The organism is Streptomyces sp. NBC_00075, assembly GCF_045041225.1.
GTDB classification, from domain to species: domain Bacteria; phylum Actinomycetota; class Actinomycetes; order Streptomycetales; family Streptomycetaceae; genus Streptomyces; species Streptomyces adonidis.
In genome coordinates, this window is sequence record NZ_CP108243.1 from 7,462,346 (window position 1) to 7,476,499 (window position 14,154).

The following is a 14,154-nucleotide window of genomic DNA, read 5'->3' on the forward strand; positions in this document are numbered from 1 at the left end:
CGCTGGCCGGGCACCGCCCGTCGGCCATCTACGGCTCAAGGCGGCCCCGCCATGTCATCCGCGCGTCGGTCCCAGTGTCAATACCGGGCTGAGTCTGACTGCGGCACCGCACTTGAGGATCGATCCCTTGCAGGCGCCACCTCCGTGTTCGTCCCGGCGGACGACGACTGTGAACGGTGCGAGGGCAGCTCTCGCGACGACAGTCCATGAGACGGGTGCGCCCCGCTGGGGGCGCCCAGTGCTCGCGGTAGGTGTCAGTGGGCGCCACCGGTGCTGAGCGTGGACGAGACGACCACCTTCCCAAGATCGGTATTCGGGGAGTCCCAGGCCCCGTATTTCTATGAAGGAATTTTTTTCGGAGAGATCAAGGAGTGGCTATGAAGAGCAAGCGCTGGTTCATTAAGGGCGAGAACGACACGTGGCGACCGACCGCGAGCGAGGAGGGCCAGCCGTGAGCACCCCCAGCATCAACGGTCGCCGAGGCCGTGGATTGCACGGTCAACTCGTCCAGCAACTGGGCCAGATGATCGTCTCCGGCGACCTGGGCGCGGACCGCCTGCTTGTGCCCGAGGAGATCGGCCAGCGCTTCGAGGTCTCCCGCACCGTCGTCCGTGAGTCGCTCCGCGTCCTGGAGGCCAAGGGCCTGGTGAGCGCCCGGCCGAACGTGGGCACGCGCGTGCGTCCCGTCAGTGACTGGAACCTCCTCGACCCCGACATCATCGAGTGGCGTGCCTTCGGGCCGCAGCGCGACGATCAGCGCCGCGAGCTGAGCGAGCTGCGCTGGACGATCGAACCGCTCGCCGCCCGTCTCGCCGCCGGGCACGGAACCGACGAGGAACAAGTTCAACTCGCGGCCATGGTCGCGGGCATGGGGCACGCTGTTGAGCAGGGCGACGGGATCGCCTTCTCTCGCGCCGATGCGGAGTTCCACGCCCTGCTTGTCCAGATCGCGGACAACCGCGTGCTGGAGCACCTCTCCAGGATCGTGGCAGCGGCTCCCCAAGATCCCGATGACGTGCTCGGCGGCTGCAGCTCTGGCAACAAGGCCCTGCTGGCGCACCACGCTCAAATTGTGGATGCCCTCGTTACCGGCAATGGCGCGGCGGCCGAGGAGGCCATGCGTCAACTGCTCACCGACCACACCGAGGCAGATCCTGGATTGCCCACGCAACGCAAGCCGTGACGTGAGTCTGGTTGCGTGCCCCAGGCACTGTTAGCCCGCCCGAGGCGCCACACTCACCGGCGGCGTCATGCGGCCCCTTCCCGCTCTGCTCGCGTGGAGAATTCTTCCTGTTCTTGGTCGGCGTCTTCTCATACTTGCTGGCAGAACGACGCATACGGTCCGGGAATCGAACATTCAACCAATCGAACGTGTGGTCAGTTTGAATGGCCTGGTGGCACCCGCGTAGTCGTCTCCCTGGTACCGGTACGGCTCGATCCTGATCGTTTTTCCCGGGCGAGGGGCATCGATCATCTGTCCGCCTCCGGTGTAGAGGCCGACGTGGTGGATGGCGCCGCCGGGGTTGCCGTAGAACACCAGGTCTCCCGGCTTGAGTTGCTGTCCTGCAGGGACGCGGGGGCCGGCATCGTATTGCGCCTGGGCGGTACGGGGCAGGGAGATTCCGGCGGCTGTATAGGCGGCTCTGGTCAGGCCGGAGCAGTCGAATCCCGCGTCGCCGGTGCTGGGGCCGTTGCCGCCCCATTCGTAGGGGAGTCCGAGCTGTCCTTGGGCGTAGTTGATTGCCTGCAGGGCGGCGGCGGTCGGAGTGGCGTCGGCGCCGAAACCTGCGCCGCTGGCGTACGCCTGGGCTTGGGTGAGGACGTCTGAGACGTACCAGTCGGCGTGGTTGTAGGCGTAGATGGCGTCGGTGAGGTTGCGGCCGTCGCGGGCGCCGGAGTCGCACAGGTACGCGGCTGCGGTGTAGATCGCGTCGTGCGCGTTGTACGGCGAGGGCGGAGTGGCTCCGCCCTGCGGCGGCGGGTGTTTGGCGATGACGCTCTGAAACGTGGGGAGCAGGAACTGCATGGGGCCGCGGGCGCCGGCGTCGTTGGTGCCGCTGTGCACACCAGGGAGGGCGGAGCGGCCGTGGTCGGACTCGGTCTTGCCGACGGCCGCCAGGACGGACCAGTCCAGCCTGGGACAGGTGGTGGCGGCGTCCATGTACAGGGCGAGGTAGTCGGACGGGATGTCGGTGAGGGCGCTGGCGCTGGGCTGGGTGCCGCTGCTGCCGAAGCCGGACAACATGCCGCCTGCTCCGGCGCCGCCGAGGACAGCGACCAGCACCAGCAGTCCCAGGGCCGCGGCAGCGATCTTTCCCATGAGCGATCACCGCTGTGGGCGGCGGTCCGACGGGCCGGGCGGCACTGGGGAGGGCGGCAGGGGGCCGCTGGTCACGTCGCCGCTGGCCTGTGCAGGGTCACTCGAAGAACTGTTCAACGGCGGCAGATGCGGCCAGGCGTGGGTCAGTTCGGTGAGGCGTAGACGCCGGGTGAGGGGTTGCCGGACGTCCAGGGGCTGCCAGCGGGCCGCCGTGGGGTCGTTGTCGTGGCCGCTGAGGAAGTCCGCGCTGGACGTGGCCACGGGTACCAGCGATGGATCATCGAGGTCGGCCAAGGCGGCTGCCAGGGCTTGGCGGACGCGGGCTTCCCGGCGGGCAGTTGGCACCCAGATCAGGACCGGGGTGATGATCCCGGTGGTGGCGGCCAGCTTGGCGTATCCGGCGAGTTTGCGGCCGACGCGGTCCGGGCGCTCGGAGCCGAAGTCGAACTCCAGGAACCACTCGAACGCCGTCGGCACGGGGCTGTGCTCGTGCCAGAGGCCATAGGCGTCGGGGCGGACGATGTCGCCGAAGTGCCTGGCGCAGCGTGTCTCGGACCACCAGGTGGTGAGTCGGCCGGAGGTGTCCGGGCGGCGGGAATGTGCGACGAGGGCGCTGAAGAAGCCGTTGGTACCGACGGTGTGGGCCAGGTGCAGGGAGTAGGCGACGCCGATCGCCCGGTCGTGCCGGTAGTCCAGGTCGCGCAGGTCTAGACCGTCCTCGCGGGCGAGCAGGGAGGCCCCAGCGAGGTCGAGTACGTAGTGCATGGGGGCGGTGCCGTACGTGACGAAGGGTTGGAACCGGTCGATCAGCCGCCACCGGTACAGCCGCAGCAGCCGCATGTTGGCCGCCCGAACGGACGGCCAGGCCATCTCGACGATCTGGTGGGTGGTCAGGACCCGGTGTTCATAGAGCACGCGCGCCAGCCACCGGTCCCGCTCGGTCATGCGGGTGGCGAGTTGGGCGACGTAGCCGCTGGTGACGGCGGTGCGCTGGCTGGGACGCTGGGGCTGGTGCCCGCGCAGGGAGCGCTGGGGCGTGGGATTGGTGATCAAGGCGGTGCACCTCCGTAGAGAGAGGGGATCGGGGCGTGGAGCGGCGATACGGCTGGCCGCCGCACATGGTGGGTGCCGGGCGGGAGCCCGAGCGCTCAGGCGGGGCGGCGCGGATCCGCCGTCTGCCCGCCGGTCCCCTTGCGGGTCGAGACCGGCTGAGGGCGGGCGTTGCGGCGCGCGGCGGCGCGGATCCGCTTGGCCCGGCCTGGGATCGCCGACGGGAGCTGTTCGGTGACTGCGGTGAAGGCGGGGGCTTCGGCTCCGTTGACGACCGGTCGTACGGCGGCGTGGAAGGCGTCGAGGTGGGAGAGGTCGTGTGGGGTCAGCCGCGGTTCGGTATGCCGAGCGAGGTGGCGGGCGTCCTCCGGTGACGCGTTGAAGAAGATCTTGGTGCGGGCGTTGGTGCTGATGCCCTCCTCCAGTTCCTTGGGCAGTTGCCGCAGGTACTGGTGGGCCAGTGTCATCGACAGCCGGTAGCCGCGGGCCTCGGCGAGCATGTCCTCCAACGCGTAGGGCAGGTTGAGGAAGTTGTGCGCCTCGTCGAGATACAGTCCGGCGTCCTGCCGCTGGTCTTGGGGGATGCGGGCGCGGCGGGTGGCGGCCTGCCAGGTGCGGGCGACCACGGTGGAGCCCATCAGGTGGGCGGTCTCGGTACCCAGGGCGTCCTTGGCGATACGGACCAGGCAGATCCCGCCGTTGAGCACCTGGTCCATGTCGATGGTGGAGGCTCCTCCGGCGAGGGCGGCGCGGACGAAGGGGCGCAGCAGGAAGCCACGAAGCTTGTTCATCAGCGGGGCGGTGACCTGGGCGCGGGCAGGGTCGGATAGAGCGTCGTACCAGGACCAGAACCCTTTCAGCACGTCGTCGTGGATCTGGTCGACGGCGCGTTGTCGAAAGGCAGGCACCGATAGCAGCTTGGGCAGGTCGGTGAGGACTGGGATACCAGGGAGATGGCGCAGGGTGAGCAGGCCGGCGCGCAGGATGTCGTCGGTGCGCGGTCCCCAGGAGGAGGCGTAGACGCGGGAGAAGATCGACACCAGATTGTCGACCGTCCGGGCAGCGTCGGCGCCTTCGAGCGGGTTGAGGACGGGCGGGCGGCTCTTGCTGTCGGCATCGAAGAGCACCACCTTCTCGCCCAGTTCCTCGGGCAGGCGCATCAGGACATCGGTGATCAGGTCGCCCTTGGGGTCGACCACCACCAGGCCGCGCCCCGCGTCGGAGTCGGCCAGGATCATGCGGGCCATCAGCTCGGACTTGCCGGAGCCGGTGGCACCGAGGATGTGCAGGTGATGGCGGGCATCCGGCACCCGCAGGCCCACCGGGCGGGAGTGGCCGGAGTCGCTCAGGCCGATAGGCCTGACGGCTGGGCCGACGGTGGCGATCCCGGGCGGGGGCGGCACGGCGCGGGCGCCGGCCCGTTCCAGGGCAGGGATGGCTTCGTCCCACGGCAGATGGGCGACCGCGGCCAGCTCCGGAATGGACAGCAAGTCGCCGCCGTCGAGACGGCGTTCAGCTAAATGTGGCAACGGGCGGCGGAGCCGGGCGCGGCGGTAGTAGTTGTGCTCGGTGAAGGCCGCGAACGCCGAGGCGATGGCGTGGCCCCGTCCGCGCAGCCGGTCACGCGTCGCAGCTCGCTGTTCGGCGTTCAGGGTTTCGGGAACGGTCGCGGTGACGACGTAGCGGACGCGGGTCTCGTAGGAGGCGCCGCGCTGCTTGGCGACGATGACCTTGTCTTCGGCGGCGGTGGTCAGCGCGGTCTGCCGGTCCACGACCGGGGCAGAGTGGCGGGCGCGGGAGCGGGTGCGCTGACCGGGGGTGATCAGGTCGAGCAGGCGGCCGACGGGACGGGCGGAGCGGCCGGCACGGGTGTGCCGGGCGACTCGGCGGGCTTTCTTCACACGGCGTCCGGTGACGGGCCGGGCCAGGATCTGCACGACGGCCTGCTCGTGAGGGCCGAGGCCGACGGGTGCGCCGAGCAGAGCGCGGATCGGGTCGGCCGGGAAGACAGTGCGGAGGGGCAGGGCCTCGCTGCGGGCGAGCCGCATGTCGCCGCCCGCAGCCTCGATCTCCTGGCTCGGGGCCGCGATCTGGGTAGGCGCGGGTGTGGTGCGAGTGCGGGCTCCGGGCCAAGCGGCCTCGACGGCCCGCTCCACCATCCCGGGCGGGATCACGCCGGGCACCCACAAGCGGAGGTGGACGGTCTCGCGGTCGAAAACGTACTCCCAGGCCAGGTGCGGTTGACCGGTCACTCGGCGGCGCCAGGCGGGCCGCAGCAGCCCCAGCAGGTTCGTCCAGAGGGCTTCGGCGCCTGCCGGGTCGGCAGTGGGCGGGGGCAGCACCCTGACCAGCCGTGCGTCCAGTGCGAGGGTCCGACGGCAGCGGCGACGCCACCACCAGCGCGCCCAGCCAAGCGCGGTGGTAGCGATTGCCACGGCCGGACCGGCGATCGGTCCCCAGGTGATGGCCCCGCGCGTCGCGTGATCGAGGAGGGTGTGAACGGCGTCTGCCGGGTCGCGCAGATAGTTCCCCAATGGGGAGTCGGGACTGGCGGGAGCAGAGAACCGCGATGCGGCGAGGGCAGGACCGATCAGCATGTCGAGGAGCCTCCGGTGAGTAGAGAGGAACGCCGACGACGGCGCCGAACAGTCAGGCGGCGCGGTCGCGTTGCCCCGCCGAGGGACGGCCGGGAGCGTCCGGCGCTGGGCTGGCCGCCACCTGCGAACCGCCGTGCTTGCGGCGGGCGGCCTGGCGTTCGGCGTCGACTTCGGCCTGCCAGGAGCGGAAGGTGCGGCCCCCGAGGAGTTTGAGGAAGTGGGGGATCCGGTTGGCCGGGATGCCGACCAAGTGAGGACCGAGCACGGCGAGCAGGTCGTTGGCCTCCTGCGAGTGCCATCCAGCGGCGGCGATCGCCTCTTCGTCGGGGAAGACATCCGCCACCCGGTCGATCGCCTCATCGAGCGCGGAGTCCTGGGTGCCGCCGAAGCTGTAGACCCACAGGAAGTTGGTTGGCGCGTTGGGCTCCACCAGGGCGCGGAACCTGCTGATCTCCTTGGTGTACGCGTAGAAGTTCGTTGTCGGGCGGGCACGGATGACGTGCAACCAGGCGATCACGTAGCCGTCGGAGAAGAAGTCACCGCTGTCATGAATCCTGATCCAGGTACCGCGGAACTTGTCCGCACCGAGTTCCGCGATCATTGCCCGCTGCCAGCCAGGCAGGTCATCGAGCACGAACCGCAGGTTTGCCTGGTGCTTGGCCCGCACGACCGGCCACGTGTAGGTGCCGTGGCGTGCATAACAGACATGCCGACAGATGCCCGCCGAGGGACAGGTGTTGTAGGTACGGCCATCGGGAAGCCGGCCCGCCCACGCGGGCAGGGACCAGTTCCACACGCCGATCGCGCGCAACTCACGGTTCTGGGTCAGCAACCGCGCGGGACGAGGAGCGTTGAGGGAGGGCGTCGATTCGGGAGACGACATGAAGACTCCCCTCGGATGGGGGACGCGGACGTGGTGCGGGACAGCCAGGCATCCAGGTCGGGTGTTGAGAGCGAGCCCGGATCGCCTGGGCCGGGAAGCGGATTCGGTCAGGTGTCCAGATCGATCTGGACACCTGCATCGGCCTCGAACGCCTCCGTGTCGGGATCGGCGGCTTCCAGATCCAGGAAGGAGTCGTCGGCCGTCGTGGAGGCGTTCGATTCGGCGTAGGCGGCGAGTTCGGCCGGGTCGGTTGTCACCAGGTAGTGCTCGGTGGGCGAGGCGATGGCATGGAAGGCGACCCGTTGGGTTCCGGTGGACAGCAGCCCTTGGCCGCGGTCGGCCGACAGTAGGAACTGCCGTTCGCCCTCGGACAGATCGAACGTCCGGCTGATTTCGTCGATGACTTGCGGGGCCTGGCGCAGCAGGATCTGGGTGGCGGCGTTGGTTACGACCGTCTTCCCTAGGTCGGAGCCGAGTAGGTCGGCGGTGTCCTGGGTGGCCACGGTCAGACCGGCCCAGTGCTTGCGGGACGCCTTGGCCATCCGGAACAGGAACGCGGCTCCGGCTGCTTGGTTCATCAGCAACCAGGCCTCGTCGACGGTCACCAGTCGTGGTCGGCGCACCGTGGGGTTGGACACCTGGCGCCAGATGGCGTCCAGGGTCAGTAGCGTGCCGATGGGCTTGAGTTCGTCCGCCAGATCGCGCAGCGAGAACACCACGAGGTGACCGTCGGGCCGGGTGGTGGTGGGTCCGGCGAACAGGCCGGAGAACGCGCCGTCGACGAACGGGTGGAGCCGGGCCGCCAGTTCGCTGGCGATGCGGTCCTTCGAGTGGTGGAGGGTGGCGACCAGATCGGCCAGCAGCGGTGCGGGCCGCGTCCAGGTCCGTGCGTCCGCAGTGATGCCCGCCTGCTGGTAGGCCGTGGCGATCGCTTGGTCGAACACGGACCGCTCGGTGGGCGCCAGTTCGACACCGAGGAGCACGGCCAGGACGGTGTGCAGGAAGAGTGCGCGGCGTATCAGGGCGTCTTTGGGCGCGGTGCGGCGTCCGTCGGGGCGTGTGTGGATGGGTAGGTCGAACGGGTTGAGGTGGACGTCGTCGGTGCCGAGGCGGATGCAGGTACCACCGACGGCCTTGGCGAGGCGGGTGTACTCGTCCTCGGGGTCGATGACGTGGATCTCGACGCCGCGGTAAAGGGAGCGCAGCAGTTCCAGCTTGACCAGGTAGCTCTTGCCCGAGCCGGAGCGGCCGAGGATCACGCTGTTGTGGTTGTCCAGGGCGAAACGGTCCCAGTGGACCAGCCCTTGGGAGCCGATGTTGTAGCCGTACAGCACGCCCGAGGGCGCGGCGACCGATGTGGGATCCGGCGGGGGCAGGTCGGGGCTGGTGAACGGGAACGCCGCCGACAGCGCCGCGGTGTCGAAGGTACGGCGCATCCGCACCAGGTCCAGGCCCATCGGCAGGCACGTCACCCAGCCTTGGAGAGTGCGGTACGTGGTGGGCTTGGCGTCCAGCAGCATGCTGGCGGCCAGTGCCCGCACGGCCGCTGTTTCGGCGATCAGGGTGTCGTGGCTGGTGGCGTGGACGGTCAGGTACAGGCCGAGCCGGAACAGTTTGCCCTCTCCGCGGGCGACCCGGGCGGAGAGCTCGTAGGCGTCTTCGGTGGCGGCCTCGATTTGAGGATCGGGGAGTCGTCCGTGGTCCTGGGTGTAGCGGCGGCCGGACTCCATCTTGGCCAGCTGCCGCTTGAGCCGTTGGGCGGCGGTGATGGGGTCGATCGGCTCGATGTGCAGGCTGACGTCCACCCGGCCGGGGTAGGCCAGCAGAGGCTGGAGCCAGCCCGGATGCACCTCACGGGGAAAGCCGGTGACGGCGAAGGAGGCCACCCATTCGCTCCCGACCTGCAGATACCGGGGTGTGATCGCCAAGGCATCAGGACTGAATGCCCCGGCCCCACCCGGGGCCGCAGCCGCCTGTGCCCGCTGCCGCAGGCGGCTTCCGGATCGCTTCACGCAACGCCCCCTGTTTTGAAGCGAGCGCGCCCAGAGCCCGCTGCACCCTCTTCATCGGTCCAGCCGCGAACTCGGGTGGCGGGCTGCTCCGCCGGTGAACCGGCGTTTGTCGAGAACCGGTTTTCCTCGTCGGCGGTGACCGTGGTGATGACGTCGTCGGCTCCGGCGAGCGCCGAGGACGGTGCCAGCAGACTGTCGGGATCGCACGCGGCAGCCAGGACCGCGGTGGCCTGCCCAGGATCGAGCGGGGTCACGGAGACGCCGATGGGGCCCAGGAGTTCGACCGCCTCGCCGAGCCTGCGCACCAGACGCGCCTCAGCCGCACGCCGCGCCGTACCGTCGTCTGGAGTCGGCTGCGGGGCGGCCTTGCGGCGGGTGAGCGCGGCCAGGGGCGAGGTTCCGCCGAGCCCGTCGACCGGGGCGGCTTTGCCAAGGGGTTCGCGCAGGACAAGGAGCACTTGGCTGCGGAGCAGATCCGTCGTGCGGCCGAGGTGGGCGAGGTAATCCGCGTGCTCGCGGGCAGCGGCCTCCAACGCGGGGTGCGGCAGGGAGGGCGCGTGCGCGTGCAACTCGGCGATCTGATCCGACAGATCCAGGCGTTCGGCTCGGATGAGGATCTGGACGGGGGCGGTGAGCGAGTGCAGGTACCGACCGAACGCGGCGACCAAGGAGTCCTGTTCGGCCGGGGTGCGCAGCGCGAAGTTGACGGTGCTGCACACCGCCACCGCCGCCACCCCGTCAGTGCCGAGGTCGATCACGCCGGTTTCCGTGACACCTTGGGCAGGCAGCCGCAGTACGGCCGGAGCGACCGTAGCGGCGTCCTCCTCTTCACCCACCGTGACCTGCTGGGACAGCCAGGCCGGCGCGGGGTGGATGCCCTCCGGGGCGCTCACGCGGTAGCGGGGGCCCAGTCGCTGACGCAGGGCCGCAAGCACCAGCCGGTCCAGCGCCAACCCATCGTGCTTGCCCAGGACCAGGAAGGCAGCGGCGAAAGCGACGGGGACAGCAGGGATCAGGAAAACCGGCAGCGGCACGAAGATGCGCGTGATGGACCAGGCGCCGTACAGCAGGATGCCGGTGACGGCCAGGATCATCAGTTGACGGGCAGTCAAGTTGGCCAGGACGGTGTCCTCGCGGTCGACATCGGAGGGGATACGCACGGGCTGGGTCATGACCGGTCACCTCCCGAGCGGGTGCCGCCGGTACGGCGCGGAAGTGGGGGAGAGGTGCGCCTCGCGGGCGGGGCGCTGGTGGGTGGTGGGGAGCTGAAGACGGCCGGGGGCGGAGCACTGGTGCGCGGGTGCCGCATGGCAGGAGTTCGGGGCTCGGTTACCGGTGGCCGGAAGGTGGCGGTTGCGGGCGGCCGGGTGGAGTGCCGGGGCGGTATGCGGGGCTGTGGAGCGGGCTGTTGGAAGCGTGGCCGGGCTGGTACTGGAGGCCGACCGGTCGCCCTGGTCGCAGGGGCGGGGCCAGTGCCGCCGGGTGCCTGGAACATCGGCAAGCCGGGAGGGCGAGTCGGCCGCGGGGTCGGCCGGGCAGGGGATGTACCAGATTCCGGGCCGGCGGGAGCCCGGAATTCGGGCATCGGGGGCGGGCCGCTGGCGGGGCCGATCGGCTGGTCCCGCTCGGGGACCATGGGAATCGGCTGGAGGAACAACGGAGGTCCCGGCCGCCGACGCGGGCTGCCGCCCGGCTGGCTTGACCCGCCGGTGGAGGGGCTCCCGCCGCCGCTCCGTCGGCTCGGACCGCCCGCAGACGGCCCTGGCCCGGACGGCGGTGGAGAGTTGGCTGCCCCGCCGGAGCCTCCGGAGGGAGGTGTCCGGCGCGCACCGCCGCCGCGTAGCAACCCGAAGGTTTTGTACATGATGTAGGCGCGGGCCACCCTGCCGACGAACGAGCGGCCGTGCCCGGAGCGGATCGACCCCAGGATCCAGAACGGGATCTTGAAGACGATGTACATCAACGCCAGCGTGACCAGCACGTTGACCAGCCCGTCACCAGTGAGCCCGAACAGTCCGCCGGGGCCGAACCCCCCAGGCGTCAAAAACACCCGCACCCCAGTGATCAGCGCCAGGGACTGAGCGACCTGGATGGCCAGCACGCCGGCGAAGACCTTCCACCACCAGCGGGCGATGCCATCGGTCTGCGGCAGAGCGTGACAGATCAGAGCCAGGGGAGCTGCGACGATCAGAATGACCGTCAGAGCTACGCGGACGACGTACGTCAGCAGCAGAGCGACCAGGACTCCGACGACCACGAGCCACATCAGGACCATGAAGATGCTGCCGTCGGCGGAGTTGAAGGAGCTCAGGACGAAGTCGCGCAGAGCCAGGCCTGCGGTGTCGGCGTTGACGCCGCCGCCCGTAGTGGCGCGGGAGAGGCCGTTGGCCAGCTCGACTGCCTTGCCCGCAAAGAACAGCGACAGCGCGGCAGCGAGGAATCCCAAGGGAATCCGCGGCGCGATCTCCTTGACCGAGTAGCGGGTCTGCACCGTCTCATGGCTCATCACCACGATCCCGGCGAGGGCGACGACCAGCGCGTAGCAGGCGACAGCGATCTGCCAGGAACTCGCCCACAATTCCCCGACCCGCGGCATCGACGACAGACTCGGCGTGGCCAGCAGTGTGCCGCTGAGCAGATCCAGAAGCGGGTTGAGCGCGAACTTGATCACCGACTTGAAAAAGCCCGTGATCGCACTGCTGATCCCCTTGGCGATCCACCCGGCCACACCACCGACGCCGCCACCGTCGGAGACCTGGGCCGGGGGAGTGAGGCCCGCCGTCGGCACCGCCTCGGCCGACGTGTTGGGCTGAGGGATACAGTCCGCCCCCGAGCACGGGGACGCTGTCCCGGACGGTGCCGGCAGGGGCGCGGAGGAAGCGGTCGTGGTCGGCTGCGGGCCGGGGCTCGGACTTGGATCGGCAGAGGCAGAGAACACCGACGCGAGCACGGCCAAGACCACGAGGCCGAGCACCACAACATGACGCCAACGACGCCGCCGGGAGTGGCCGGCCGCACGAGACCGGCGAGATGGTGCCGGACGTACGGCCGCAGACTGGAAGGCACCAGTTGCTCCGGGGAACCGGCGGTCAAGGGCGGCGGTGGCCTCGGTGGTGGTCATCAGGCCCCCACGATCCCCTTGAGGATCTCGACCACCAGCGGGGCCAGGGCGGCCAGCCCGTAGCCCCAACCGGCGCTCTTGAACGCGGTCTTGGCCTTCTCCACCTCGCCAGGTTCGTCCCCGGCCATGATGTAGCGCACGCCGCCGACGGACAGGAACACCGTGGCCAGGCCAGCCAGAATTCCCATGATCCAGGCACGGATGTTTTCCAGCACGGCGTTGACCGATGCCTCCAGTGCCAAAACCTCGACCGTCTCGGCGGCGCCGTGCGCCCGGGTGACTACGACGGCGAGTACCAGCACCGTCAAGCCGGCCAGCCACAGCCCTCGACGCAGCCCAGCACTGTGGGGCCTCTGCCGCGGCTCGTGTTCTGCTGCGTTTTTGGCCATACGGGCACGATCGGAGCGTAGAAAGATCAGACGCATCCTGGCACCTCCGAAGACACATGGGGCGTGCGGGCGGGTGTGGATTCCCCGCACGCGAGAAGGCCGGAATCGGAGCCCGTTTTGGACACTGCCGCCGCGGATTTCCGACGCGGTCGAGCCGGGCCGCCCGGGGACTCAGGAGTGACGCTGCGTGACCTTAAGGGGCTGTGGCTGGTAGGGGCCGCAGGAGTCAGGCTGCTGACGACATGGGAAGCGACAGGGTCGTCCGGGTCGGCGGAGTCGGCCTGCTCGCGCAGGAACGCGACTAGGCGCCGCTCGGCGCGCCAGCGCGCCTTGTAGGCGGCTTCCGTGGTCATGTGATTGCGACTGGCCCAGTCGGTGACGAGGGTTTCTTCCAGTCGGGTGGCACCGATCAGGTCCGCCTCGGTCCGGTTCAGGACCGACTGCCGGACTGCCTCCGCCAACACCAGGTCCGGGTGACCCCACGGCGCCTTCGGAGGCGCCGACCGGAACGCACCGGCCACGGGCATCGGTGCGTCCAACGCCTCACACAGTGCCGCGAACCCGGAGCGGTAAGCGGCCCACCGCAGTCGCACCAGGACCCGCGGCCGGTCGACATCGATCGTCGCGAGTGCGCCGAGGAACCCGGAGAGCACCTCGGCATGCACATCGAACACGTCATCGGGGAACCGGGCCGCCAGCCAGCGAGCCACCCCGGCCAGCGCCGGCAGCGCCATACCGGTGCACGCCAGCGTCCACGTCGCCCCGTGCTCCCTCGACTGCCGCACCAGGTGCGCCCAGATCTCGTCCCGGGTGCGCCGCGGACAGCTCCGACGCAGCATCCGGTCCCGCAACTCATTGAGCGGGACAAGCCGGTTGGGTAGTCCCGCGTAGCGTCGCCCGTCCAAGGACAACGGCTGAGGGCCGGTCACCAACAGCGTGAAGCATTCCCTCGCTGTATCCAGCGGCAACGGCTGGCTGATGGCGCGGGCGTGCCGGGCATGATGCCTGTCGGCCATGTCACAGGACTCCTTCACAAGGCGGGAGAATGACGCCTCAAGGAATCCAGACGGCCGACAAGAAAAGGACAAGACGGCAACAGGGTGATTCGCTGAGAAAGCTAATTTTCTACTAAAGCTGCCTTAATTATTCTCCTTTTCTGTGGAGGTGGTTGTGCCGGCCTGGTGTGGGCTAATTTCGGTCTTAGTAGGGCTTCAGTGGCTCCTGACCTGCATATTTAGTGGCCTCTTGGTGTCGCAGTAGCCGGTCACGCGACCTGTCGGTATCACGGCTCTCGCTCTAAAAGAACCGCCATAGGGCAGGTTTCATCGTGTGTCCCGCGTCATGGCGGAAAATCCACAGAGGGCCGCCAGTGGATTTCCTTTGGTCGGTCCGGCCGGGGACCGAGACCGGTGCGAGCTCGACGAAGCAGCAGACACCTCAGCACGGTGTCCAAAACAACCCCGTATCCCGGCCTTTTGCGGTGACAGCGCATCAGCTGGCTCATCGCATCCAGGGGAGTGGGCATGACACCACGACCGCACCGACGACCCGCGCGCCGCGAACGGTCCCGGGCGCCCCGGCGCCCCCACCGCTCGGGCTCTGCGTGGGTGATCGCCCGACACTCCGACCACCCTGACGCCCGACTGATCGAACCGCGGCTGATGGAGACGATCGTCCGGGTCGTCGCCAACTGCGCTCGCCCCAGCCACCGCGCGCTGCTCATGGCCCCGCCTTCGCGAGACCGGCCCGATGAGGGTCGGTTGCCTGCCTTGATCGGAGCAG

Annotated in this window: 10 protein-coding genes; 1 reads left to right on the forward strand and 9 read right to left on the reverse strand. The window is 69.4% G+C overall.

What is annotated here, in order from left to right:
* The first annotated feature begins 451 nt into the window (after positions 1-451).
* Positions 452-1,183, forward strand: a complete 732-nt coding sequence (locus OG787_RS32705; protein WP_405537591.1) for a FadR/GntR family transcriptional regulator — start codon at positions 452-454, stop codon at positions 1,181-1,183.
* A 174-nt stretch (positions 1,184-1,357) separates the two neighbouring features.
* On the opposite strand, the gene OG787_RS32710 is transcribed toward OG787_RS32705, so the two are convergent.
* From OG787_RS32710 to OG787_RS32750, 9 genes are all read right to left on the reverse strand, one after another.
* Complete coding sequence (locus tag OG787_RS32710; protein WP_405537593.1) at positions 1,358-2,320, reverse strand: NlpC/P60 family protein; 963 nt, start codon at positions 2,318-2,320, stop codon at positions 1,358-1,360.
* A gap of 6 nt (positions 2,321-2,326) precedes the next feature.
* Positions 2,327-3,373: a replication-relaxation family protein gene (locus OG787_RS32715; RefSeq protein WP_405537594.1), complete on the reverse strand. Its 1,047-nt coding sequence runs from the start codon at positions 3,371-3,373 to the stop codon at positions 2,327-2,329.
* A 95-nt stretch (positions 3,374-3,468) separates the two neighbouring features.
* Positions 3,469-5,967, reverse strand: coding sequence for a type IV secretory system conjugative DNA transfer family protein (locus OG787_RS32720; protein ID WP_405537596.1), 2,499 nt, complete (start codon positions 5,965-5,967; stop codon positions 3,469-3,471).
* Between the two features lie 52 nt (positions 5,968-6,019).
* Complete coding sequence (locus OG787_RS32725) at positions 6,020-6,850, reverse strand: hypothetical protein (protein ID WP_405537597.1); 831 nt, start codon at positions 6,848-6,850, stop codon at positions 6,020-6,022.
* Positions 6,851-6,957: 107 nt separating this feature from the next.
* Entirely contained in the window at positions 6,958-8,736 is a 1,779-nt protein-coding gene (locus OG787_RS32730; protein WP_405537598.1) for a VirB4 family type IV secretion system protein, read from the reverse strand.
* Positions 8,737-8,858: 122 nt separating this feature from the next.
* The gene (locus tag OG787_RS32735; RefSeq protein WP_405537599.1) at positions 8,859-10,034 is read right to left on the reverse strand and encodes a PrgI family protein; all 1,176 of its coding nucleotides are present in this window, start codon (positions 10,032-10,034) and stop codon (positions 8,859-8,861) included.
* Positions 10,031-11,650, reverse strand: coding sequence for a hypothetical protein (locus OG787_RS32740; protein WP_405537600.1), 1,620 nt, complete (start codon positions 11,648-11,650; stop codon positions 10,031-10,033). The genes OG787_RS32735 and OG787_RS32740 overlap by 4 nt, the downstream gene beginning before the upstream one ends.
* A gap of 332 nt (positions 11,651-11,982) precedes the next feature.
* On the reverse strand, positions 11,983-12,372 hold the full coding sequence (locus OG787_RS32745; RefSeq protein ID WP_405537601.1) for a pilin: 390 nt from the start codon (positions 12,370-12,372) through the stop codon (positions 11,983-11,985).
* Between the two features lie 26 nt (positions 12,373-12,398).
* The gene (locus tag OG787_RS32750; RefSeq protein WP_405537602.1) at positions 12,399-13,388 is read right to left on the reverse strand and encodes a hypothetical protein; all 990 of its coding nucleotides are present in this window, start codon (positions 13,386-13,388) and stop codon (positions 12,399-12,401) included.
* Between the last annotated feature and the right edge of the window lie 766 nt (positions 13,389-14,154).